The following is a 23,944-nucleotide window of genomic DNA, read 5'->3' as shown; positions in this document are numbered from 1 at the left end:
AGAAAACGCCTGATGCACTGCATCAGGCGTTACAGAGGCGCCAAGGCGTCAATCGGCATCAGTACGTGGCCTGCTTTCAGCCGTTCTGACGAACGCGGGCAATCAACGCATCGCTGTCAGCGATACGATCGGCCGCCAGGATTAGGGTACGGCCCAGGGTGATAGCCTGGCGCACGCACTCATCACGCATCGCCTCATCCTGGATGCTCTTGATATCCGCGACCTGCGACATCCCCACCGTGCGGCGAATCACTTCAGTTCCACAGAAGCCCAGCGTATCGCGCCAGATTTTTTGCAGAAACTCAGCGGCGTAGCCTGGGTAAGCCAGCGCGCGATCCCGCGATTTTTCAGCCGCCAGCGCCAGAAAACCTTCGGCAAAACTCTGCCAGGTCGCGCTCACGTCTCTGAGCCGTTTTTCGCGCGCGTCCGCGGCTTCACGCGGTGCCAGCAGGCCCGGCAGCGCACAGTAGTTGATCAGGATATTGCCTATCGCACTGCCAACATCAAACCCGATTGGACCGTAATAACCAAATTCCGCATCAATTACTTTCAGGCTGCCTTCTGCCACAAAAATCGACCCGCTGTGTACGTCACCGTGCAGCAACGCTTCGGCGTGGGAGAGAAAACGATGCTTAAGCCCGGCCACTTTCTGACGAAGCTCATCATCATCACGCAGCGTGGCGACCAGCGGCTCCAGGGCGCGAGGATAGCCGTTGCGTTCATGCACTTCGTAAGGCTCGTTGAAAAAGAGCTCTTCCGTGATATCGCACAGTTCAGGATTGGTAAAACGGATAACATCCGCTTTTTTCTGGTGAGGATGTTGATAAAAGTCTGAAGTATGGAACAGCGTCTGCGCCAGATATTCACCCAGTTGAGAAGCCGCCTGAGGATAATCAACGCCTTTAACCTGCTCGCCACGCCAGATGGCATGGCTGGAGAGATCTTCCATCACCATCACCGCCAGCGCCGGATCGTAATGCAGGATTTTTACCGTGTGCTGGGGGCAATATTGCCCGTGAATTTGCAGCACTTCCGCTTCAATACGGGCGCGGTCCAGCGTCAGTGGCCAGGACTCGCCCACGCAGCGAACGTAAGGCAGCGCCTGCTTGACGATAACGCGGCTGACGCCCTGGTTGTCGAATATCTTAAAGACGAGGTTAAGGTTACCGTCACCAATTTCCTGCGACTCAACCAGATTTTCTGGCTTTTCAACACCGCCGAACTGGCGGGCATATTCCACGGCATCTGCAGCCGTGAAGGTACGGTATTGCGACATTCACTCACCCTCATCAAAACGTTCCAGCCTGACCGTCGCGCCCGTTAACTTCAGCGCAAATGTTGACGTAAAAAGCCGTTCAGACGTCTATACATCCGTCCAGCATGTTGGCACAATATGCCCTGACTACGCAACCAGGATTTAACCTCTATGCAGACACTGAGCACAACCAGCTTACAAGTTCGTGATAACCAGCTCTGGATCCTCGATCAGCAGGCCCTGCCGCAGAAAAAAATCTGGTGCCCTACGCCCGGTGTCGCAGACCTGGTTGGCCATATTAAGGCATTGAGAGTGCGCGGCGCGCCGTTGATAGGCCTCTCTGCCAGTCTGCTGCTGGCCTTGCTGGCAGAGCAGGGGCTCGCCAGAGCTGAGCTGGCGGAGGCGCTTGAAGTACTGCGGGCTTCGCGTCCTACTGCCGTTAACCTGATGAATAATCTGGATCGTATGAAGCTGGCGCTGGCGCAGGAGAACTACGTTACCGCGCTGACCTTTGAGGCTCTGCGCCTGGTCGAGGAAGATAAAGCGTTGTGCGACAACATCGCCGCAGCTGGAGCAAAGCTTATCCCACCCGGCAGCCGTTTGCTGACGCACTGTAATACCGGCGGACTGGCAACTGCGGGTGTGGGCACAGCGCTTGGAGTGATCTCGCGCGGCTGGCAGGAAGGCAACGTTAAGCAGGTCTGGGTTGATGAAACCCGCCCGCTGTTACAGGGTGGCCGTCTGACGGCGTGGGAGCTGGGAGAGCTGGGCATTCCTTACCGCCTGATCTGCGACAGCATGGCGGCGAGCCTGATGGCGCAAAAACAGGTCGATGCTATCTGGGTGGGCGCAGACAGAATTGCGGCCAATGGCGATGTGGCGAACAAAATTGGCACCTACAGTCTGGCAGTGCTGGCGCATTACCACGGCATTCCTTTCTATGTTGCCGCTCCGCATACCACGCTCGATTCGGCCTGCCCGGAGGGCAGCGCCATTCCGATTGAGCAGCGTGCAGCCAGCGAAGTTACCGGCGTGGCAGGCAGCTTTGGCGACGTACAGTGGGCGCCTGAAGGGGCTGAAGTTTACAACCCTGCTTTTGACGTGACGCCAGCAGCGCTGATTAGCGGCTGGGTGTTAGATACGGGTGTAGTCACGCCTGCGCAGGTGGAAGCGGGTATTTTCCAGCCCCACCGTTAACGGTCCAGAACAGGCGTTTTCAGGTAAGAAGCAGCGCGGCAGAACAAGCACTCTCTTTCTGCTGAATCAATGAAGTGACTGCGCTCGCTGCGGATAGTTCTCTTGCGGGCGCTATACTCCGACTGGCAGGCAGGCTTACCTTTGTGATTTAATAGTTAATTCAAAGCGTGTGTATTTAGCAAAAAACACGCCCTCTTCTCTGCCAGGCGACAATTTGGTGATACATGCCTTTTGAAAAATTATTTTCAGCTCTCTCTCTTCCCCACAAAGATGAAATCAAGGTGGCGAGTGAAAGAGATCGGTATGGCACTATTTTTGTGGTCGATAAGAGAAATTATCGGATTATGAGATTCGATAGTATCTTTGAACAGACCAAAATGAACAGGAACCATCCTGAGGTGCCGGTTCATAACTATATCAAGGCGATGCTGATGTCGGCCGCCCTGGAAAAGCCCCAGTCAGTGCTGGTACTCGGGCTTGGCGGCGGCAGCCTCGTTCGCGGGCTTCACGATTATGATAGTGAGGTCAGCATAGATGTCGTTGAGCTGAGAAAAAAAGTCATCACTATTGCGAGGAAATACTTTTTTATTCCTGATGTTAACAATATCTCTTATTTTGCTCAGGACGCCGGATCTTTTATGGAAAAAAATAAAACAAAGTACTCGCATATATTTTCCGATTTGTACTCGGCAGAAGATATGGTTTCACTGCAAAAAATGGGGGAGTTTATTAAAAATTGTGCTGCCTCACTCACCCCTGATGGCTGGCTGGTAATGAATTATCATATTTCCCCGATTCATTCCCCCACGCTTTTAGAGATGTTCAGCGGCTATTTTGGCACTTTATTATACTGTACTACGCCCAGCGGTAATGTTGTCCTCTACGCAACACAATCAGTCAAGGTTGCTGAGACAGAACTGTTAAGAAAAAAATGCCGTTCTGTTTCTCCCTCTTCGCTTTACGATTTCAAACTATTATCCACTAAACTCTCTCGCTGGGTTTGATCCTGCAACAGTCTGGCGCTCCCTTTCACTATTATCTTCTTTCCTCTTCTCTCCCCTTTTCCTGCAATAGTAATAAACGTTTAAAGAGTCACTTTTTCACGCTGCGCCACAGCGGAAGAGGCCTGCCGTCATTTGCATTTTCTTTAATGAAATAATCCAATTTTCACGATTGAAATTTCTTGCTGACTCACTGTTTCATTTTTTCCGGGATGTGCCAGGATATTACACATAGCGCACTATTTAAGCGCGCTCTATATAAAACCAATAATGATTAGCGACATCATTTACCAGTCAACACCAGGGAAAACAGATGCAATTTCTCAGAAACTTCACCATACGCCGCGTCGTATTGTGGATACTTATCGCCGTATTAAGCCTGATGGCACTGGCTACAGGCTACGGAACGCTGGTCATACGTGAAATTAACCGTCATGCAGACCATACAAATCTCCTGGCACAACAGCTGGTATTTTTGAACCAGGCTGGTGCTGTTATGCAGCAAGGCACGGTAACAGAGAGGGCAGCTTTGCTGCCTGCCGTACCGCTGGACGCGGCCTGGGATACCTACAGAAGCGTGCTCAGCACAGGTGCGCCAAATTATGCGGCGGCGGCGCAGGAGCGCCTTACCGCTCTTCAACAGGAGCTGATTACCGATCATGCTGCTTTGAGAGCGGAAAGTACTCAGCTTGACCAGATCTTCCTGATCGCACTGTTTGTCGCCGCGGCGCTGCTGATCTTTTGCGATCGCTATCTGGTCGTGCATCTGGTACGTCCGGTAGCGAAAATCCGCGCCCATTTTCGGGTTATTGCCGATGGCGATCTGACGCAGGAAGTGGAAGATTCAGGTCGAAACTGTGTTGGTCAGCTGGTCCCTCTGGTCAGGGAGATGCAGCGCAGTCTGCTTGATACCGTGCTCGCCCTGCGTGACAACGCCGTGCTGTTGCACCGTGAAGCGGGAGAGATCGCCGGAGGTAACAGCGATCTTTCCGGCAGAACGGCCACGCAGGCCGCAGCCGTAGAACAGACCGCTGCAAGTATGGAAGAGATTACCGCAACGGTTAAGCACAGTGCCGAAAATGCCCGCCAGGCGAGCGAGCTGGCTGGCGTGACTACCCATACCACGCAGAAGGGTGAGCAGATGGTAAAAACCGTGGTCTCCGCTATGAGCGGTATTGAGCAAGGATCGGAAAAAATCAGGCAGTTCACTGCCACTATCAACGGCATTGCTTTTCAGACCAATATTCTGGCGCTTAATGCAGCGGTTGAGGCTGCACGGGCTGGGGAACAGGGACGTGGCTTTGCGGTGGTGGCATCCGAAGTGCGCACCCTGGCCCAAAGAAGCGCCACGGCGGCCAGAGAAATTGAGGGGCTGATTGCAGATACCCTGGCGCGTATTGGTGAAGGTAGCCGCGCCGCCGCCAGCGCAGGTCACTCCATGGATGAGATCCTGCGTGGCGTGGGAAGTGTTAACGAGCTTATCGGGCAGATTGCCCTTGCCTCTGATGAGCAGAGTAAAGGAATTTCTCAGGTGACACTTGCCGTTGCCGAGCTGGATCGCGTTACGCAGCAAAATGCTACTCTGGTTCAGCAGGTATCCGCTTCTGCCGACAGCCTGAGCGGCAGAACAGAGGCTCTTGGCAGCGTTATCAGCCGTTTCACGCTGCCAGCAATGTGACCTGTGCTGTAGCTTTTTGTTGTCAGCCCAATATCGCAACCGGTTAACACGTAACTCATCCTGAGATGATATTTTCACTCTCTCAGCGCGCTGCTCCATGTGAGCAGCGCGTTTTTTTAAGAAGGGGCTTCAATACATGAATTCTCTTCGTTTTAAGGAGCATCCGCTGAAAAAATTTGCCCCCGTTCCCGTCATGACCAACGTGCGTGAATTACGACAAGCCGCCAATTTCTCGCAGGAAAACGCCGCAGAGCGGTTTGATGTCAGCCTGCGTGTCTGGCAAACAAAAGAGACACTTAAAAATCCCTCCCCGCTCAGCCAGGGCGAATATGAACTCCTGCTGCTGCTGGCAGACCGGCACCCCTATTTCACCCTGCAACCCCATTCCAAAAAACAGAGCTGAGTGAGGCAAAACGTCTGTTCATCCTTCGCCACCAGACGGGGCGCGGAGTCGCTATTCCAGCACTTCTCCGCACTGCTGAAGGTTAAGGAAGACGCGGATAGGCATCGGCAATAGTGTCGCCGGTGAAGTTAGCGATCCACCCTTCCTGGTTATCGAAGATACGGATGGCGGTGAAATGCGGCGAAGAACCCATATCAAACCAGTGCGGCGTGCCGGCCGGAACGGAGATCAGATCGTTCTTCTCGCAGAGGATCTGGTAAATATGTCCATCCAGATGCAGACAGAAGAGCCCGGCCCCCTCCACAAAGAAACGAACTTCATCTTCGCCATGGGTATGCTCAGAGAGGAATTTTCCTCTTAACGTCTCTTTCTGAGGATTGTCGGCACGCATGCTGATCACATCCCAGCTCTGATACCCTTTTTCGGCCACCAGCTTGTCGATGGCGTGCTGATAAGCGGTGATCACCGCCTCGGGCGCGGGGTTTTCACCCAGATCGCGATCGGCTTCCCAGCGTTCGAAACGCACTTCTTTGGCATTCAACTGCTGACGAATTTCTTCAGCATCGGTGCTGTGCCAGATCGGCGCGGTCGCTTCGCTGTCGGTAAAAATAGTGAGTGCACTCATGAGGTAAATAGCTCCAGGTTGATTTGATCAAATCGGTTTACCTGACGATGGCGGCTTTGCGCATCCGCTTCGCCACGCAGTAACTGCACGGTGTTCCAGCCCGCTTCCTGCGCGGCATCCAGCTCCTGATGAATATCCGATAAAAACAGCAGCTCGTGGGCAGGCAGGCCAATTTCAGCCGCAATAGTGCGGTAGGCGTTCACTTCACGCTTGGCGCCGACATGCGTATCAAAATAGCCGCTGAACAACACAGTGATATCACCTTCATCGCTGTAGCCAAATAACAATTTCTGCGCCGCTACCGAGCCGGAGGAATAAACATAGAGATCAACCGATTGCTGACGCCACCGCTCCAGAGCAGGCAGAACGTCCGGGTAGAGATGGCCGGTAAAACTGCCGCTGACGTAGCCATCGTGCCAAATCATTCCCTGCAGGGCTTTCAGCGCGGTAGATTTACGGTCTTCATCCATAAAACCAAACAGCACGGTAATCAGATCTTCAACCGGCGCCTGAGGCTGAGCAATCTCATCACGCAGATCGGTCAGCGCCATCGCCACATCCTCCCGATGCTGGAAGGCGGCAATAAAGGCGGCCAGATTCTCCCGCGCATAGGGGAAGAGTACGTTGTGAACAAAGCGGATATCGCTGGTCGTTCCTTCAATATCGGTAATAATCGCGCGGATCATTTGGCCTCCAGCACACGACGTTGTAATTCACACTGGAACAGGAATTCCAGACCTTCAAGATGACGACGGGCTTCGTTCACATCTTTTCCCCAGCAGGTCAGCCCATGTCCCCGCAGCAAAAAACCGTAACGCAGCGGCGTTGTCTCTGCAAACCGGGCGATACGTTCTGCCAGAGCATCAATATCCTGATCGTTATCAAACAGCGCAACCGCTACGGCATCAAGATGCGAGCGCTGCCCGGCCAAAGTTTTCTGCATTTCATAACCCTGCAAAACAACGGCAGGGCTTTTCTCAACGCGCGAAAGCACTGTTGCGTTGACAGTGTGGGTATGCAGCACGGCGCCCGCCTCAGGAAACAGGCGATAAATCAGCGTGTGTAGCCCGGTTTCAGCCGAAGGTTTGCGTCCGGAGGGGACCCGATTAGTGGCGATCTCTACCTGAATGAAATCGTCACTTGTCAGTGCGCCTTTATCTTTGCCCGACTCACTGAGCAGGCAATACTCCCTGTCCTGACGTACTGACATATTACCGCCCGTCGCGGGTGCCCACCCTTTCGCTCCGATCCAGTGACACGCTTCTACCAGCTGATCCAATTGCGGGGTTATGCTCATACCTTTCCTTATTTTGTCGGCTCTTTTCCGGTCAGTCAGCGCCATTTGGACGTCTAAGCGTCTCGATTGCCAAATAGTAGCATCGACGCTATAGTGGCAGCAACACAGGGCTGACACATCTTAAAAACCGTTAGGGCCACTCTTTATGAGCCAGACTTCGCTAATTCCCGAGAGCAAACTGCCTGCACTGGGCACCACTATCTTCACGCAAATGAGCGCGCTGGCACAGCAGCATAACGCCATCAATTTGTCGCAGGGCTTTCCTGACTTTGACGGCCCCGATTATCTGAAAGCGCGTCTGGCACATCATGTCAGCGCCGGCGCGAATCAGTATGCGCCGATGACTGGCGTCCAGCCGCTGCGCGATGCGATTGCCGCCAAGAGTGCCGAACTCTATGGCTACCGGCCTGACAGCAATAGCGAAGTTACCGTGACCTCCGGCGCTACTGAAGCGCTTTATGCGGCGATTACCGCGCTGGTGCGCCCTGGCGACGAAGTGATCTGCTTTGATCCCAGCTACGACAGCTATGCGCCAGCCATTACCCTGGCGGGCGGCGTGACAAAGCGTATTGCCCTGCAGCCGCCTTTGTTCCGCGTGGACTGGCAGGAATTTGCCGCTCTGCTTTCGCCACGTACCCGTCTGGTGATCCTGAATACGCCGCACAACCCTTCTGCCACCGTCTGGCAGAAAAGCGATTTTGCCGCGCTGTGGCAGGCTGTGAAAGAGCAGGAAATTTATATCCTGAGCGATGAAGTGTATGAGCACATCTGTTTTGCCGACCAGGGCCATGCCAGCGTGCTGGCACATCCAGAGCTGCGTGAGCGCGCTATTGCGGTCTCCTCATTTGGCAAAACCTTTCATATGACCGGCTGGAAAGTAGGCTACTGCGTGGCACCCGCCGCGCTGATGGCTGAAGTACGTAAAGTGCATCAGTATCTTACCTTCTCGGTAAATACACCGGCGCAGCTGGCGCTGGCGGATATGCTCAACGCTGAACCAGAGCATTACCGCGAGCTGCCGGCATTCTACCGTGCCCGCCGTGACCGCTTTGTGCAGGCGCTGGCAAGCAGTCGGCTGGAGGTTCTGCCGTGTGAGGGCACCTACTTCCTGCTGGCTGACTACAGCGCCATTTCTGACCTGGATGATGTGGCGTTCTGTCAGTGGCTGACCAAAGAAGTGGGCGTGGCGGCTATTCCGCTGTCGGTGTTCTGCGCCGACGCCTTTCCTCATAAACTGATCCGCCTGTGCTTTGCCAAGCAGGAAGCCACGCTGGATGCTGCTGCGGAGCGCCTGTGTCAACTTTAAACCTCACCGTGTTACAGCAGCCGCTAGTCTGGATGGAGGGCGAAGCGAACCTCGCCTTCTTTGACAGGCTACTGGCGGACCTGCAGGGACGTGACCTGATTATCCTGCCGGAGATGTTTACCACCGGTTTTGCGATGGAAGCGGCGAAAAGCTCGCTGCCGCAGGCGCGCGTGATCGAATGGCTGCATGAGAAGGCCAGAGCCACCAGGGCGATGGTCGGTGGCAGTGCGGCTCTCCAGACGGAAAAAGGGGCGGTGAACCGTTTTCTGCTGGTGGAACCGGACGGCAAAGTTCACCATTACGACAAGCGCCACCTGTTCCGCATGGCTGATGAGCACCATCACTACCTGGCGGGCGATCGCCGTGAAATTGTTGAGTGGCGCGGCTGGCGCATTCTGCCTCAGGTCTGTTATGACCTGCGCTTCCCGGTGTTTTCACGCAATGCTAATGACTATGACCTGGCGCTCTATGTCGCTAACTGGCCCGCACCGCGCGCCGGTCACTGGCAGGCGCTGCTATTGGCTCGTGCTATTGAAAATCAGGCTTATATCGCTGGCTGTAACCGTGTCGGCAGCGATGGTAATAATCATCACTACAGCGGCGACAGCCGGATTATCAGCCCGCAGGGCGAGATTCTGGCAGCAGGCGAAGCGCACCAGCCTGCGATCCTGAACGCCGAACTGTCGCTGGAAACCCTGCGGGAATACCGTGAACGCTTCCCCGCCTGGCGCGATGCCGACGCTTTCAACCTGTAACCTCTGGCGCTGGTATAAAAAAACCCGCCGCTGGCGGGTTTTATTTTGCTTTGCGTTCGCGCTCAATTTCTCTTCTGAGAGGGCTGCACGCTTACCGGTTGCTTTGCCACGCTGTTAAAGAGGATATTCAGCACCACCGACACCAGGCAGGCGGCGCTGATGCCTGAATGGAAAATAGTGCGTACCCAGTCGGGGAAGTGGTCATAGAACGACGGCATCACGATGGGGATCATGCCAAAAGCAAGGGAAGTGGCGACAATCACCAGGTTCATGTTCTCTTTGTAATCCACTTTTGCCAGCGTGCGGATCCCGCTGGCGGCCACGGTGCCAAACAGCACCACGCCTGCTCCGCCCAGTACCGGCATCGGCACCGCCGCCACTATTCTGCCGAGTACCGGCAGGCACCCCAACAGCACCAGAATCCCTCCGCCTGCTGCCACCACATAACGGCTTTTGATCCCGGTAATCGCCACCAGGCCAATGTTTTGCGCAAACGCGCTTTGCGGAAACGAGTTGAACACCGGCGACAGCGCGCTGGTCAGCATATCGGCCCGCAGACCGCTGGCGATGCGTTTGCCATCCACTTCGGTGCCCACAATCTCGCCAATGGCGATCAGCCCCGCTGTCGTCTCCGTCAGTAGAACCAGAACGATAAGCGTCATCGACAGAATCGCCGCCACGTCGAACACCGGCAGGCCAAAGGTCATTATTCCCGGCATTGCCACCCAGTCGCCTTGCAGCACCGAAGAAAAATGCGTGCTCCCCTTCAGCACGGCAAACAGCGTCCCCAGCACCATCGCCAGCAGCACCGCTAATCGCTTCACCGTGCTGTTTCCGATGCGGTTAAGGAACAACACCAGCCCGAGGGTCATCGCAGCCAGGCCAATATTTGCCGTTGAGCCCCAGTCTGGAGCCTTTGGGTTTCCGCCCATCGCCCAGCGGGTCGCCACCGGCATCAGTGAAAGGCCAATTGCAGTAATTACCGTGCCGGTGACCACAGGGGGAAAGAAGCGAATGATCTGGGCAAACAGCGGTGCAATCAGCAGGCCAATCAGCGAAGAGGCGATAACCGCACCAAAGACAACCGGCAGGCCGCCGCCGCTGGTAACCAGTGTGACCATGGTTGCCACCCCGGCAAACGATACTCCCTGCACCAACGGCAGCCGCGAACCAAACCCCGGCACGCCCAGCGCCTGCAACAGGGTGGCGAAGCCGCTGACAAACAGCGCAGCCGTAATCAGCAGCCCCAACTCTGCGCCGTGCAGTCCGGCGGCAGAACCAATAATCAAGGGCGGAGCGATAATGCCGCCATACATTGTCAGTACGTGCTGCAATCCCCAGGCAAAGGTTTTCCCTGCCGGATAACGCGTATCTTCTGGCCTGACGCTCATCATGACACCTTTCACTGTTTACCTGTCGCAACAGGCGGTTTTACCCTCCCTGTGGGCGGGCCGGGAGTCAGCCCGCCCACAGGGAGACATTAAGTAGCCCAATCAGCTGCCGCGGTAGGTGGACCACGACCAGGGAGAGATCAGAAAAGGCAGATGATAGTGACTGCCTGCTTCAGGAAGGAGGAAATCGATCTGCGCGCTGACGTAAAGGGCTTCACGTCCGCTGGCGGCAAAATAGCTGGCGAGATCGGCAACCAGACGATACCGGCCAGCCGCCAGGCCTTCCGGCGTCAGATCTTTAATGCGCCCGTCGCTATCGGTAGCGCCCCTGGCAACAGTTTGCCAGCCCTGCGCTATCTGCTGTTCTAAAAGGATATTGACGCCAGCCGCCGGTTTCCCCAGGGCGGTATCCAGTACATGGGTAGTTATGGTATTCATGCAAAGGTCTCCTTAAGGCGCAACAGGGTTATTTCACGTAGCTGATCCAGCGCTTCCTGCTGCTCCTGCCGTGGATCGTTAGTCAGACGTCGCTGCAGCTCTGCCAGCATCTCTTCACCGCTACGGCCTTTTGCGCGGATCAAAAATACGTGACCAAAACGCTGCTCGTAGGCAGCATTTCCCGCCTGCAACGCCTGCTTTAATGCCGTATCCTGCGCATTCACGCTGGCCTGTTCGCCGCGTGAAAGCCCCGCTTCTTTGCTATTGCCCTGCGCTTTTTCACCAATACGCGGATGCGCCGATAACGCCTGATTCAGCGCCTGCTCATCCCATTGGCGCGCCAGCGCATCACCCTGGTTCAGCAGGGCATCCAGTGAGGAAAACGGCCTTGCCGTCACCAGCGCGGCTCTCCACGCCGGGATGGCAACGCAGTGGGCCAGCTGCTCGCTCGCCTGCGTCACAGGTGCCTGATTGAACTCATCCAGCGTCATTCTCCGCCTCCTGATGCCACATCAAATACCGCCCGGGCATAAGCCTGGATCGCCAGAGCGACATCTTTCTCCTTTACCGATTCCGCCGGATGATGGCTGATACCGCCATCGCAGCGCACAAACAGCATGCCAACCGGCCAGCGTTCCGCAATGGCAATGGCATCATGTCCGGCACCACTCGGCAGCGCCAGGCTGCGACCCTGCACACCGGAAACCGCACGCGTTAAGGTAGCCTGCAACCCTTCATCGCAGCGCGTGGCGGGGATGCGGTAATATTCGTCTGAACGGAAGGTCAGCCCGCGCCGCAGCGCGATCGCTTCCGCCTGGGTCAGCAGGTCAGAGAGCAGCTCTGCCAGCGGCTGATCTTCAGGCCCGCGCACGTCCAGCGTCAGCGCCACAACGCCCGGAATGACGTTGACCGCACCCGGCGAGCATTGCAACGTGCCTACCGTCGCCACCAGCTGTGGGCCATGCTTCGGCGCAGCCTGTTCAACGTACACCATCCATTCCGCCGCAGCGGCCAGGGCATCTTTACGGTGTGACATTGGCACCGTACCGGCGTGGCCCGCTTCGCCGACAAACTGGCAGTTCAGACGACGCGCGCCGTTGATAGCGGTGACCACGCCCAGCGCAAGGTTCTCCTGCTCCAGGCAAGGCCCCTGCTCAATATGCAGTTCAAGATAGGCCGCGATATCGCTGACTTCACGAGCCGCCTGATGCACGGCGTCCCCATCCAGCCCCACATCCGCCATCGCCTGCGCCACGGTGATACTGTTGCCGTCGGGATGGCTGATCCAGCTTTCCGGCCAGGTGCCGGTAAGGCCACGGCTGCCCAGCAGAGTGATGCCAAACCGCGTGCCCTCTTCGTCACCAAAACCAATAATTTCAATCGCCAGCGGTAAGCGCAGTTGCTGTTGATGCAGCGCCTGCACGGTTTCAATCGCCGTCACCACGCCAAGCATGCCGTCGTAACGTCCCGCGTTACGAACCGTATCAAGATGAGAGCCGAGCAGCAGCGCCGGTGCCCCAGGCTCAAGTCCTTCATAGCGACCGCAGATATTGCCCACGCTATCCTGCCAGACGCGCATACCGGCTGCGCGCATCCACTCACCGACCAGCGCGTTAGCCTGTAAATGTTCCGGCGAGAGATAGACGCGCGTCAGAAAGCCCGGCGTTTCAGAGATCTCCGCCAGACGATCGCAACGCGCCATCACTCTGGCGGCCGCCTGCGCTGCGCTGGCGGCACTTATCAGGCCATCACTCATCAGCAGCTCCCGTTGGCGTAATGATCCCAGGCTGACTGCATCGCGGCGCCCTGGGTGGTGCTGAACCCCAGATAGTTAAGTACCGACTCCAGCGCGCTCAGGGTTTGCATCACGCAATCTTTGCGGGCGTTATAACCCATGGTGCCGATGCGCCACACTTTGCCGTGCAGCGGCCCAAAGGAGGTGCCGATTTCAATGCCGAAATCGTCCAGCATCAGCTTGCGAACCTGGTCGCCGTTAACGCCCGGCGGAATCATTACCCCCAGCACATTATTCATTTTGTATTTCAGGTTGCCGAAGGTCTCAAGTCCCATACCCTGAATGCCTTTTAACAGCGCATCGCCGTGTAGCTTGTGCCGTGCGATGCCGTTATCCAGCCCCTCCTGCAGGATCAGACGCGCGCATTCGCGGGCGCCAAACAGTGCGCTGGTCGCTTCAGTATGGTGATTCAGCCGCTCCGGCCCCCAGTAATCCATGATCATCCCGAGATCGAAGTAGTTCGAGTAGATCATCTCATCATCCCCATCCTGGTGCGCCGCCGTGCGGATGCCCTCCTCCACGCATTTACGCTTGCGGATCGCCGCTTCCATCTGCGGGCTGAGGGTGATGGGAGAAGTGCCTGAAGGGCCGCCCAGGCACTTTTGCATGCCTGCGGAGACGGCATCCAGCCCCCACGCGTCCGTTTCCAGCACGTTACCGGCAATCGAGGCGGTGGCGTCGGTATAGAACAGCACGCCATACTTTTTGCAGATAGCGCCCAGCTCTTCCAGCGGTTGCAGCATGGTGGTGGAAGTGTCGCCCTGCACCGTCAGCAGCAGGCGCGGGCGGACAGTTTTAATGGCATCCTCAATCTGGTCAGGGGTGAACACTTCTCCCCACGGCACCTCAATAGTGTGCACTTCAGCACGGCAGCGGCGGGCAATTTCACACAGCAGATGGCCGAAACGGCCAAATACCGGCACCAGCACTTTATCGCCAGGGCGGATAGCGGAAAGCAGGATAGCCTCAATCCCGGCGCGTGAGGTGCCGTCGATCAGCAACGTCCACCTGTTTTCGGTGCGAAACACGCCACGATAAAGCTCCATCACTTCGTTCATGTAGTGCGTCATCGCCGGATCGTATTGCCCGAGCAACTGACTGGACATGGCGCGCAGCACGCGCGGGTCGGCATTGATCGGTCCTGGCCCCATCAGCAGGCGCTGCGGCGGGTTAATCTGTGAGTATTTCATCCATTCATTCCTTCTCTGACCGAACCGGCGCTTAGCTCAGGCCGCGCACCGATGAGATAAATTGTTTAAGTTCCTGCGACTTCGGGTTGGCGAATACGCTTTTGCTGTCGCCCTGCTCCCATACGCGCCCCTGATGCATAAACACCACGCGGTCGCCCACTTCACGGGCAAAGTTCATTTCGTGGGTCACCAGGATCAGCGTCATCCCCTCTCTGGCTAACTGCTCCAGCACTTTAAGTACTTCGCCCACCAACTCCGGGTCCAGCGCCGAGGTGATCTCATCACACAGCAGCACTTTCGGGGACATGGCCAGCGCACGGGCTATTGCCACGCGCTGCTGCTGACCGCCCGAAAGGTTCGACGGGAAGTAGTCCATCCGGTCGCCCAGCCCCACTTTTTCCAGCATCTGCGCCGCGAGGGATCGGCATTCCGCTTCGCTCTTTTTCAGCACCCGCCTGGGTGCCAGCATGACGTTTTCCAGCGCGGTCATATGCGGGAACAGGTTGAAGTTCTGGAACACCATGCCAACGGAGCGGCTGATTTCCCGCGCCTGAGAATCCCTGTCGGTGATGGTCATGCCGCCCAGCTTGATGCTGCCTTCCTGATAACCTTCCAGCCCGTTGATGCAGCGCAACAGGGTACTTTTACCCGAGCCGCTGCGGCCGATAATAGAGATGACCTCCCCCATATCAACATCGAGATCCACGCCTTTCAGCACGTGGTTCTCGCCATAATATTTCTGCACCTGATTAATGGTGATGAGCGGCATTGAATTTCTTCTCCAGGTACTGGCTGTAGCGGGACAGCGGATAACACATCAGGAAGTAGCCCGCGGCCACCAGTCCGAAAACTTTAAAGGGTTGCAAGGTCACGTTGTTCAGAATGGTGCCGGCTTTGGTCAGCTCGACAAAGCCAATGATAGAGGCCAGCGCGGTGCCTTTGATCACCTGTACGGCAAAGCCCACGGTTGGCGCAATGCCAATACGTAACGCCTGCGGTAACACCACGCGGTATAACGTCTGGCCGAAGTTCAACCCCAGGCAGCGCGATGCTTCCCACTGCCCTTTTGGCAGGGCAAGGATACTGCCGTGCCAGATATCGACCAGAAAAGCGCTGGTGTAAAAGGTCAGGGCCAGCGAGGCGGCGGTCCACGGCGAAACGTCAATACCAAACAGCGCCACGCCAAAAAAGGCCAGGAAGAGCTGCATCAGCAGCGGCGTGCCCTGGAACAGCTCTATGTAAGCGCGGATCAGGCGCATCGGCCAGCGACGGCGGGTCAGCCGTACCATTACCAGCGGCAGGGCCACGATGGTGCCGCCCACAAAGGCGGTCAGTGACAGCAAAATCGTCCAGCGGGCAGCCAGCAGCAAATTGCGCAGAATGTCCCAGTCGGTAAACGTACTCATCCCTGCGCACTCCCTAACCATTTACGGCCCGCGGCCAGCAGCAGCTGGCGCATCACAATCGACAACGCCAGGTAGATAAGCGTGGTCACCAGATAAACCTCGAAACTCAGGAAAGTGCGCGACTGGATCAGGTTGGCGGCAAACGTCAGCTCTTCATAAGAGACCTGCGACACCACCGAAGAACCAAGCATCACGATAATGCACTGACTGACCAGCGCCGGGTAGATCCGCTTCAGTGAAGGCGGCAACACCACGCGCATAAAGGTTTGCGTCCGGGTTAATCCCAGCACGCGTCCAGCTTCCCACTGCCCTTTTGGCGTAACCTGAATCCCGGCACGAATAATCTCCGTGCTGTAGGCGCCCAGATTAATCAGCATTGCCAGCAGCGCCGCTTCCCCGGCGGTGAGTTTCAGCCCGAGATTCGGCAGGCCAAACACGATAAAAAACAGCTGTACCACAAAGGGCGTGTTGCGGATCAGCTCCACATAACAGCCCCACAGACGGCTAATCAACGAGGGTTTTCCGCTGCGCAGAGCGGCGCCAAGAATGCCCAGCGCCACGCCGCCAATGGTGGCCAGAACGGTTAGCTGGATAGTGATCCAGAGGCCGGAAAGCAGTTCCGGCCAGTAAGGCCACAATGCAGGAAAATCAAGTTGCCCAATCATCAGCAACCCTTACGCGCCGAGGTCTGCAGGCAGCGGCGCTTTCAGCCACTCTTCCGAGAGCGCATTCAGGGTTTTGTCTTTGATCGCCTGCTCAATCAGCACGTCCACTTTTGCTTTCAGCGCAGGTTCATCTTTACGCATACCGATAAAGCACGGCGAATTCTTCAGCATAAATTTTGCCACCGGCGCTTTATCTGCGTTCTGACGGGCAATGGCGGCTACCACCAGATTACCGGTCGCCACATACTGCACCTGACCGGAGAGGTAAGCCGAGAGTGTAGTGTTGTTATCTTCATAGCGTTTCAGCTGGGCATCTTTTGGCACCAGATCCGTTAACACCATGTCTTCCACCGCGCCGCGAGTCACGCCGATAGATTTGCCGCTCAGCGCAGCGGCATCTTTCAGTTCAGCCTCTTTCGGGCCGAAAACGCCCAGAAAGAACGGTGCGTAAGCGCGGCTGAAGGCGATCGCTTTTTCACGTTCCGGGTTTTTGCCCAGGCTGGAAATCACCAGGTCCACCTTGTCGGTTTGCAGATAAGGTACGCGGTTGGCGCTGGTAACGGGCACCAGTTGCAACTTAAGTTTCATCTGTTTCGCGAGGTATTTCGCCATATCAATGTCGTAGCCCTGCGGCTGTAAATCGGTGCTGACTGAACCAAACGGCGGAAAATCCTGCGGCACCGCAACGCGTAAAACGCCACGCTTTTCAATATTCTGTAGCTGGTCGGCCTTGGCCGTTACCTGCGTTAACATCAGAGCCGCGCCTACTACTGCCAGTAATACTTTTTTCATCTGGTGTTCCCCGAATAATAAAAACATGAAACGAAAGATTCTTGAAGAGTTTATTTGCAACTAATGTGCCAGCGAGAAGAAGCGACGGAGAAAATTTATTTCTGCCGGGTAAAGAGAGCCAGCGGGGAGAAGATGGTCAGGGAAAAAGAGTGCGGAAACGGGCGGTTAAGCATTAACTGGAGAAATCTCACCAGGCAAACGATTGCTTTGCTGTCAGGCACGTTGCTGTGCCCGCTCAGAAGAAGGCAGCAAATCGGTGGGAAGATCCGCCCCAAAAAAAGGCAAAGCACCAAAAGGGTGCCCCATTACCGCTGTTCCAGCTCATCCAGCTGGCTGTAGAGATCGGCTATCTGATGGATGCGCTGGCGGCCTTCGCTTAAAAGCTCATGCAGCACAGCATTGGCCAGCAGATTTATCAGGCTGTTGGCTGAAGCGTAACTGTCAAAAGCGGAAACGCTGTCCAGCGGCGCGCAGAGTTGCCAGCGGGCCAGCGCGATAACAGCCTGAGCCTGAGGTTCGCAAACCACCACCGTTGGGATGGCGTCCAGCTGTAACTGCTGAAGTAAAGGCTTGATGATGCGCGGGCGGCGGCGGAAAGCGAGTACCACTACCATGTCGTTCTGCGTCACTTCCACCAGCTCTTCAGAGAGCGTTTGACCTGGCTGAGGCAGCACCTGAACGCCCCCTCTGGCCTGCAACAGCTGCTGCCGGAGGTGCAGCGCAACCGGGTAAGCGTTACGCAGCCCAACGATAAACACGCGCTTGCTGCTGGCCAGTTGCTGCACCACTTCGCCAAACTGCGTGGCATCAATGCCGTTTACCCACTGGGTCAGATTCGCCATCTCCTGCTTGTAATGCCGGGCGAGTAAGGTGTTGCCCTGCACTGCATCACGGTTGTCGGTTAACGGCATCCCGCTCTGACGAAGCGTACGCAGCTCGTCGCGCATATCTTTATATTTTTCATAGCCAAGCCGCTTGAAAAGGCGGCTGACCGTGGCCTTGGAGACACCGCTGAGCCTTGCCAGTTCGGCGCTGTTATAGCTGATCAGATCGTCAAAATGATCGAAGACAAAATCCCCTACCCGCTGCTCCTGTGGGGAGAGCTGGGGATAATGGCTTCTCAGACGTTCATCGAGCTGCTTCATAGCGTTGACCTTGTAACTTTTGTTTCAGAGGATCTGTTTATACAAATTGCGTGCCCGAACGGGAAACTTATTTTGCCGTCAGCCAGCAATTTTGTCCCGACCTTATGAGCAGAGAGGCAATTAACCTTTTCTTGCTGACAAACTGGAACAGCTCTTGCTTTCCTACTCCCCTGTAACCCTGAAAAAAGAGACCGGAATGATACAGAGTAATATCGCCCCGTTGGGTATGGCCGTCGCTCCTCACCATCTTGCCAGTGAAAGCGCCCTGGCAGTTCTGCGTGAAGGAGGCAATGCCATTGAAGCTATGGTTGCCGCTGCGGCGACCATAGCGGTGGTCTATCCGCATATGAATGGCCTGGGCGGAGACGGCTTCTGGCTGATCGTTCCTCCACAGGGGGAACCGGTTGCCATTGATGCCAGCGGCGCTGCCGGCTCGCTGGCCGATCTCGCTTTTTATAAGAATGCCACAGCCATTCCCCATCGTGGGCCTGAAGCCGCCCTGACAGTGGCGGGTACAGTGAGTGGTTGGGCGGAAGCGCTGGCGGTTTCCGCCGAATTTGGCGGTACACCTACGCCAGTTGCCAGGCTGCTGGCCGATGCCATTCGCTATGCCGCCGACGGCATTCCGGTCACCCAGTCGCAATCCTCCGCTACCGCCAGCAAATATCATGAGCTGGCGGATCAGCCCGGCTTTGCGCAAACCTTTCTTCCCGATGGTGAAGTGCCGAAGGCGGGCAGTCGCTTTACGCAACCGGCGCTGGCAAATACGCTGAGCCGGCTGACCGAAGAGGGACTGGAGAGTTTTTATCGCGGCTCTCTTGCCAGCAAAATGGCGGGTGAAATGTCCCGTCTGGGCATGCCCGTCACCCTTGAAGATCTGCATAATCACCGGGCAAAACGCCGGACGCCGCTGCGTATCCAGCACCAGTGTGGCGAAATTTATAATATGACGCCGCCCACTCAGGGGCTGGTTTCCCTGGCGATCCTCGGCATTACCAGCCGGTTAAATATGCGTGATGCCACGGAAACAGAGACCGTTCACCGCATTGTGGAAGCGACCAAACTCGCTTTCAGCCTGCGCGATCGCTATATCACCGACCCGCTGCATATGCAGGAAGAGATGCAGGCGCTGCTGGATTCAGACCTGCTGGCGCAGATGGCGGGAAAAATTGATGATCAGCAGGCCGCCCCCTGGGGCGCGGGTAAAGGGCCTGGCGATACCGTCTGGATGGGCGTAATGGACAGTAGCGGCCTGGCCGTGTCGTTTATTCAGAGCATTTATCATGAATTTGGCAGCGGTGTAGTGCTGCCAGATACCGGCATTACCTGGCAGAACCGCGGGGCGGCTTTCAGCCTTGATCCCGACCACCTTCTGGCGCTGAAACCAGGCAAACAGCCTTTCCACACGCTGAACCCCGCCGCCGCACGGCTGAGCGATGGCCGCACAATGGTTTATGGCTCAATGGGCGGCGACGGGCAGCCGCAAACGCAGGCCGCCATTTTTACCCGCCACGTTGTCCAGGGGATGCCGCTTCAACAATGTGTCAGCGCGCCACGCTGGCTGCTGGGCCGGACCTGGGGCCAGGCCTCTGACTCGTTAAAGCTGGAGAGCCGCTTTTCCCGGGAAACTTTTGAGCAGCTTCGCGCCCTGGGCCATGAAGTAGAGGCCCTGCCTGACTTCAGTGAAGCTGTGGGACACGCAGGTGCCATCGTCCGGCACACCAACGGCATGCTGGAAGGGGCATGTGACCCAAGAAGCAACGGCAGCGCAGCCGGTTTTTAACAGGAGAAGAGCATGAATCAATATTCGCCCGACTGGGCAGCCTATGTGACACAGATGGAGCAGGTTCTCGGCGTAACCTTAGACGACCAGCGTCGGGCCGAGCTGCTGGTACAGTTCACCCGCATTGCCGGTATGGCGGCGCCGCTGATGGCCTTTCCGCTGGACGATCGTCTCGAAGTGGCAGGAGTGTATAAAGCATGAATCCACTCTCTCTGAGCATCAAGGAGTTACAGGGCGCGTTAAGCAAAGGTGAGCTTAGTGCGCGGGATATTGCGCAGCAGACGCTCAGCCAGATAGAGCAGCTGAATCCGGCGATCAACGCCTGGACTGAAGTGACTCAGGATCGCATGCTTAATGAGGCCGATCGTCTCGATCGTCTGCGTAAAGAGGGGCTGCCGCTGCCTCCACTGGCCGCAGTACCCTACGCGGTGAAGAATCTGTTTGACGTGGCGGGCCATGTTACGCTGGCGGGTGCCAGACTGTTCAGCGATCGTCAGGCGGCGAAGCAGGATAGCTGGGCGGTGAACAGGCTGGCCAGCTCAGGCGCCCTGCTCTCCGGTATGCTGAATATGGATGCCTATGCTTATGGGTTTACCACGGAGAACAGCCATTACGGCGCAACCAGAAACCCACACGATGTGCAGCGCATCGCTGGCGGCTCTTCTGGTGGGTCGGCGGCGGCGGTTGCTGCTGGGCTGGTCAATTTCTCTTTAGGCACCGATACCAACGGTTCTATTCGCGTTCCGGCTTCGCTATGTGGAATTTTTGGTCTTAAGCCAACCTTTGGTCGTCTTTCCCGCAGCGGCAGCCAGCCGTTTGTCGCGAGCCTCGATCATATCGGGCCGTTTGCCCGCTCCGTTGAAGATCTGGCCCTGGTCTATGACTCACTACAGGGGCGCGATCCGCACGACAGCTTCCAGGCTGAGAAAGCTGTTCATCCCGCCCACCGGTTACTGGAACATGGGCTGGAAGGCCTGCGCTGCGCTGTGCTGGGCGGCTATTTCCAGACCTGGTGCAGCAATGAAGCCCGCGCTGCCGTCACGGTGGCAGCCAGGGCGCTGAACGCAGAGAATGAGGTTCTGTTTCCGGAAGCCGAACTGGCGCGTACCGCCGCCTTTATTATCACCGCTTCGGAGGGGGGAAATCACTATCTGCCTGCATTACGCACTCAGCCTGAACGGTTTGAGCCGCTTTCGCGAGAGCGTCTGCTGGCAGGCGCGATGATCCCTTCCGCGTGGTATGTGCAGGCTCAGCGTTTCCGCCACCATTTCCGTCAGCAAGTTTTACCGCTGTTCGAACGGTTTGACGTGCTGATTGCGCCCGCCACGCCAGCTACCGCCACGTTGATTGGTCAGGAAACCATGCATATCAACGGTACTGATTTGCCGATCCGCGCGAGCATGGGGATGTTAACGCAGCCCATCTCGTTCCTGGGGCTGCCGGTCACCACGGTGCCGTTGCAAACGCCGGATGGTTTGCCGATTGGCCTGCAGCTGATTGCGGCGCCATTTAAAGAAGAGGCGTGCCTGCGCGCGGCCTGGGCGTTAGAAAAAATGGGTATTGCGAAAGCTGCGCCCGCCACGTTGAGTGCACAATAATGAAAAGTGAATATATTGATCGACCAATGATTTTAGCTGAAGTGACTGCGGCTTTTTACCGATATGAAGAGGCGCTGATCAGCAATGATACCGTGGTGCTGGATGAGTTGTTCTGGCATGACGATCGCACGGTGCGACTGGGGGCCGGGGAAAATCTGTACGGCATTGAAGAGATCAGAGCTTTTCGGGCGTCTCGCCCGGCTAAAGGGCTGGATCGCCAGTTGCGTAACACGGTGATCACCACATTTGGTGAAGATTATGCCGTGTGCAGCACCGAATTCACCCGCGAAGGCAGCGACAAAATCGGCCGTCAGCAACAGACCTGGGTCAAGCTGCCTTGCGGCTGGCGGATTGTGGCGGCGCAGGTGAGTCTGATGAGCTGAGTGGGATCTGTTTGAAGGTCAAAAGCGGATTCGGTGAAAAGGCGTCACCACAGGGCTCGTTATCCGGGACGGTCGAAAGTCAAAACCGGGTGCGATGACAAGGCGTCACCACAGGGCTCGTTATCCGGGACGGCCGAAAGTCAAAACCGGGTGCGGTGGCAAGGCGTCACCACAGGGCACGTTATCCGGGACGTCGTGAATCCATCCCTGGAGACCTGGATGCCACATCCCTGCGGCATACACTCGGCTAACGTGCCCTGTTGTGCCACCCATCAGATTCAGCTTTGCCGGTGTGTTCGGCGATCAAACAGGTCAAAAACATGGCTTTGGCAGGTAGGTTTGTACCAACAGGCAACGCTAAAGCTATTGGGAAGGGAGAATGGGCTGATAAGCAAAAGCTAAGCGGCATGGACGCCGCTTCGCAGCCCCCATGGAGGGGTTCACGGCGTTTTTGTGTTCAGCCCATTCTCCCTGACCAGTTTGCTGAATTCACAGACGACCTGACTTTTCTGCGCACCTTATTACGAAACTCGCAGTGTGCCCCACAGTGTGAGACATATGGGGGGTTAGTGCTTATACAGGTCAAAACCGGATTCGGTGGCAAGGCGTCACCACAGGGCACGTTATCCGAGACGCCGTAAATACCTCCCTGTAGGCTTGGATGCCGCATCCCTGCGGCATACACTCGGCTAACGTGCCCTGTGGTGCCACCCATCAGATTCAGCTTTGCCGGTGTGTTCGGCGATCAAACAGGTCGAAAGCTTGGCTTTGGCTTTGGCTTTGGCTTTGGCAGGTTTTTATCAACAGGCAACGCTAAAGTTATTGGGAAGGGAGAATGGGCTGATAAGCAAAAGCTAAGCGGCATGGACGCCGCTTCGCAGCCCCCATGGAGGGGTTCACGGCGTTTTTGTGTTCAGCCCATTCTCCCTGAGCAGTTTGCTGAATTCACAGACGACCTGACTTTTCTGCGCACCTTATTACGAAACTCGCCGTGTGACCCACAGCGTCAGACATATTGGCGAGTTTAGTGCTTATACAGGTCAAAACCGGGTGCGGTGGCAAGGCGTCACCACAGGGCACGTTATCCGGGACGTCGTGAATCCATCCCTGGAGACTTGGATGCCGCATCCCTGCGGCATACACTCGGCTAACGTGCCCTGTGGTGCCACCCATCAGATTCAGCTTTGCCGGTGTGTTCGGCGATCAAACAGGTCGAAAGCTTGGTTTTGGCTTTAGCTTTAGCTTTGGCAGGTTTTCATCAACAGGCAACACCAAAGTTATTGGGAAGGGAGAATGGGCTGATAAGCAAAAGCTAAGCGGCATGGACGCCGCTTCGCAGCCCCCATGGAGGGGTTCACAGCGTTTTTGTGTTCAGCCCATTCTCCCTGAGCAGTTTGCTGAATTCACAGACGACCTGACTTTTCTGCGCACCTTATTACGAAACTCGTCGTGTGACCCACAGCGTCAGACATATTGGCGAGTTTAGTGCTTATACAGGTCAAAACCGGGTGCGGTGGCAAGGCGTTACCACAGGGCAGTTATCCGGGACGTCGTGTATCCATCCCTGTAGGCTTGGATGCCGCATCCCTGCGGCATACACTCGGCTAACGTGCCCGGTGGTGCCACCCATCAGATTCAGCTTTGCCGGTGTGTTCGGCGATCAAACAGGTCGAAAGCTTTGGCTTTGGCTTTGGCTTTGGCAGGTTTTTATCAACAGGCAACACTAAAGTTATTGGGAAGGGAGAATGGGCTGATAAGCAAAGGCTAAGCGGCATGGACGCCGCTTCGCAGCCATCAGGGATGATTTCACGGCGTTTTTGTGTTCAGCCCATTCTCCCTGA

The 23,944-nt window shown here is 56.4% G+C and carries 24 protein-coding genes; 10 read left to right on the top strand and 14 right to left on the bottom strand.

Annotation, left to right across the window (positions count from 1 at the left end):
- Nucleotides 1-76: 76 nt before the first annotated feature.
- Nucleotides 77-1,276 carry an S-methyl-5-thioribose kinase gene (gene mtnK / locus SD961_RS07690; RefSeq protein ID WP_318789806.1) on the bottom strand — a complete coding sequence of 400 codons (1,200 nt, stop codon included), beginning with the start codon at nucleotides 1,274-1,276 and terminating at the stop codon, nucleotides 77-79.
- A gap of 150 nt (nucleotides 1,277-1,426) precedes the next feature.
- Between mtnK and mtnA the strand changes: the two genes are divergently transcribed.
- From mtnA to SD961_RS07670, 4 genes are all read left to right on the top strand, one after another.
- The gene (gene mtnA / locus SD961_RS07685) at nucleotides 1,427-2,452 is read left to right on the top strand and encodes an S-methyl-5-thioribose-1-phosphate isomerase (RefSeq protein WP_318789805.1); all 1,026 of its coding nucleotides are present in this window, start codon (nucleotides 1,427-1,429) and stop codon (nucleotides 2,450-2,452) included.
- 224 nt (nucleotides 2,453-2,676) lie between these two features.
- Nucleotides 2,677-3,456, top strand: coding sequence for a spermidine synthase (locus tag SD961_RS07680; RefSeq protein WP_318789804.1), 780 nt, complete (start codon nucleotides 2,677-2,679; stop codon nucleotides 3,454-3,456).
- 310 nt (nucleotides 3,457-3,766) lie between these two features.
- Nucleotides 3,767-5,131: a methyl-accepting chemotaxis protein gene (locus SD961_RS07675; protein ID WP_318789803.1), complete on the top strand. Its 1,365-nt coding sequence runs from the start codon at nucleotides 3,767-3,769 to the stop codon at nucleotides 5,129-5,131.
- Between the two features lie 136 nt (nucleotides 5,132-5,267).
- Nucleotides 5,268-5,534 (top strand): transcriptional regulator, encoded by a 267-nt coding sequence (locus SD961_RS07670; protein ID WP_318789802.1) that lies wholly within the window; start codon nucleotides 5,268-5,270, stop codon nucleotides 5,532-5,534.
- A gap of 82 nt (nucleotides 5,535-5,616) precedes the next feature.
- On the opposite strand, the gene SD961_RS07665 is transcribed toward SD961_RS07670, so the two are convergent.
- Genes SD961_RS07665 through SD961_RS07655 form a run of 3 tightly spaced genes read right to left on the bottom strand, consistent with a single transcriptional unit; the run spans nucleotide 5,617 to nucleotide 7,456 of the window.
- Nucleotides 5,617-6,159, bottom strand: a complete 543-nt coding sequence (locus SD961_RS07665) for an acireductone dioxygenase (protein WP_318789801.1) — start codon at nucleotides 6,157-6,159, stop codon at nucleotides 5,617-5,619.
- Complete coding sequence (gene mtnC, locus SD961_RS07660; protein WP_318789800.1) at nucleotides 6,156-6,845, bottom strand: acireductone synthase; 690 nt, start codon at nucleotides 6,843-6,845, stop codon at nucleotides 6,156-6,158. Before mtnC ends, SD961_RS07665 begins: the two co-directional genes overlap by 4 nt.
- The gene (locus tag SD961_RS07655) at nucleotides 6,842-7,456 is read right to left on the bottom strand and encodes a methylthioribulose 1-phosphate dehydratase (protein WP_318789799.1); all 615 of its coding nucleotides are present in this window, start codon (nucleotides 7,454-7,456) and stop codon (nucleotides 6,842-6,844) included. Before SD961_RS07655 ends, mtnC begins: the two co-directional genes overlap by 4 nt.
- 145 nt (nucleotides 7,457-7,601) lie before the next feature.
- On the opposite strand from SD961_RS07655, the gene SD961_RS07650 reads away from it, so the two are divergent.
- Both SD961_RS07650 and SD961_RS07645 read left to right on the top strand, forming a co-directional pair.
- On the top strand, nucleotides 7,602-8,762 hold the full coding sequence (locus tag SD961_RS07650) for a pyridoxal phosphate-dependent aminotransferase (protein WP_318789798.1): 1,161 nt from the start codon (nucleotides 7,602-7,604) through the stop codon (nucleotides 8,760-8,762).
- Nucleotides 8,750-9,517, top strand: a complete 768-nt coding sequence (locus SD961_RS07645; protein ID WP_318789797.1) for an amidohydrolase — start codon at nucleotides 8,750-8,752, stop codon at nucleotides 9,515-9,517. The genes SD961_RS07650 and SD961_RS07645 overlap by 13 nt, the downstream gene beginning before the upstream one ends.
- Before the next feature lie 62 nt (nucleotides 9,518-9,579).
- Here SD961_RS07645 and SD961_RS07640 read toward each other — a convergent pair whose 3' ends face one another.
- The 10 genes from SD961_RS07640 to hpxU all read right to left on the bottom strand — a co-directional run bounded on the left by SD961_RS07640 (nucleotide 9,580) and on the right by hpxU (nucleotide 18,339).
- Entirely contained in the window at nucleotides 9,580-10,908 is a 1,329-nt protein-coding gene (locus SD961_RS07640) for a nucleobase:cation symporter-2 family protein (RefSeq protein ID WP_318790158.1), read from the bottom strand.
- A gap of 102 nt (nucleotides 10,909-11,010) precedes the next feature.
- On the bottom strand, nucleotides 11,011-11,346 hold the full coding sequence (gene uraH, locus SD961_RS07635; RefSeq protein WP_318789796.1) for a hydroxyisourate hydrolase: 336 nt from the start codon (nucleotides 11,344-11,346) through the stop codon (nucleotides 11,011-11,013).
- Nucleotides 11,343-11,837, bottom strand: a complete 495-nt coding sequence (gene uraD, locus SD961_RS07630) for a 2-oxo-4-hydroxy-4-carboxy-5-ureidoimidazoline decarboxylase (protein ID WP_318789795.1) — start codon at nucleotides 11,835-11,837, stop codon at nucleotides 11,343-11,345. The genes uraH and uraD overlap by 4 nt, the downstream gene beginning before the upstream one ends.
- Nucleotides 11,834-13,102, bottom strand: a complete 1,269-nt coding sequence (gene hpxK / locus SD961_RS07625; RefSeq protein ID WP_318789794.1) for an allantoate amidohydrolase — start codon at nucleotides 13,100-13,102, stop codon at nucleotides 11,834-11,836. The genes uraD and hpxK overlap by 4 nt, the downstream gene beginning before the upstream one ends.
- Nucleotides 13,102-14,331 (bottom strand): alanine--glyoxylate aminotransferase family protein, encoded by a 1,230-nt coding sequence (locus tag SD961_RS07620; protein ID WP_318789793.1) that lies wholly within the window; start codon nucleotides 14,329-14,331, stop codon nucleotides 13,102-13,104. Before SD961_RS07620 ends, hpxK begins: the two co-directional genes overlap by 1 nt.
- Nucleotides 14,332-14,362: 31 nt before the next feature.
- Nucleotides 14,363-15,100 carry an amino acid ABC transporter ATP-binding protein gene (locus SD961_RS07615; protein ID WP_318789792.1) on the bottom strand — a complete coding sequence of 246 codons (738 nt, stop codon included), beginning with the start codon at nucleotides 15,098-15,100 and terminating at the stop codon, nucleotides 14,363-14,365.
- Nucleotides 15,081-15,737 carry an amino acid ABC transporter permease gene (locus tag SD961_RS07610; protein WP_318789791.1) on the bottom strand — a complete coding sequence of 219 codons (657 nt, stop codon included), beginning with the start codon at nucleotides 15,735-15,737 and terminating at the stop codon, nucleotides 15,081-15,083. The genes SD961_RS07615 and SD961_RS07610 overlap by 20 nt, the downstream gene beginning before the upstream one ends.
- Nucleotides 15,734-16,402: an amino acid ABC transporter permease gene (locus SD961_RS07605; protein ID WP_318789790.1), complete on the bottom strand. Its 669-nt coding sequence runs from the start codon at nucleotides 16,400-16,402 to the stop codon at nucleotides 15,734-15,736. The genes SD961_RS07610 and SD961_RS07605 overlap by 4 nt, the downstream gene beginning before the upstream one ends.
- A gap of 9 nt (nucleotides 16,403-16,411) precedes the next feature.
- Entirely contained in the window at nucleotides 16,412-17,194 is a 783-nt protein-coding gene (locus tag SD961_RS07600; RefSeq protein WP_318789789.1) for a transporter substrate-binding domain-containing protein, read from the bottom strand.
- A gap of 305 nt (nucleotides 17,195-17,499) precedes the next feature.
- Nucleotides 17,500-18,339, bottom strand: coding sequence for a MurR/RpiR family transcriptional regulator HpxU (gene hpxU, locus SD961_RS07595; RefSeq protein WP_306207705.1), 840 nt, complete (start codon nucleotides 18,337-18,339; stop codon nucleotides 17,500-17,502).
- Nucleotides 18,340-18,535: 196 nt separating this feature from the next.
- Between hpxU and SD961_RS07590 the strand changes: the two genes are divergently transcribed.
- Genes SD961_RS07590 through hpxZ form a run of 4 tightly spaced genes read left to right on the top strand, consistent with a single transcriptional unit; the run spans nucleotide 18,536 to nucleotide 22,103 of the window.
- Nucleotides 18,536-20,122 (top strand): gamma-glutamyltransferase family protein, encoded by a 1,587-nt coding sequence (locus tag SD961_RS07590; protein ID WP_318789788.1) that lies wholly within the window; start codon nucleotides 18,536-18,538, stop codon nucleotides 20,120-20,122.
- 12 nt (nucleotides 20,123-20,134) lie between these two features.
- Nucleotides 20,135-20,323, top strand: a complete 189-nt coding sequence (hpxX, locus tag SD961_RS07585; RefSeq protein WP_318789787.1) for an oxalurate catabolism protein HpxX — start codon at nucleotides 20,135-20,137, stop codon at nucleotides 20,321-20,323.
- A complete protein-coding gene (locus SD961_RS07580; RefSeq protein ID WP_318789786.1) occupies nucleotides 20,320-21,720 on the top strand; it encodes an AtzE family amidohydrolase in 1,401 nt (466 codons plus the stop codon). The genes hpxX and SD961_RS07580 overlap by 4 nt, the downstream gene beginning before the upstream one ends.
- Entirely contained in the window at nucleotides 21,720-22,103 is a 384-nt protein-coding gene (gene hpxZ, locus SD961_RS07575) for an oxalurate catabolism protein HpxZ (RefSeq protein WP_318789785.1), read from the top strand. Before SD961_RS07580 ends, hpxZ begins: the two co-directional genes overlap by 1 nt.
- Nucleotides 22,104-23,944: the final 1,841 nt, after the last annotated feature.

It is taken from the genome of Erwinia sp. MMLR14_017 (assembly GCF_033657285.1).
Classification (GTDB): domain Bacteria; phylum Pseudomonadota; class Gammaproteobacteria; order Enterobacterales; family Enterobacteriaceae; genus Erwinia.
Note: the sequence above shows the minus strand (reverse complement) of the source record. Positions and strands in the feature narration are given on the sequence as shown.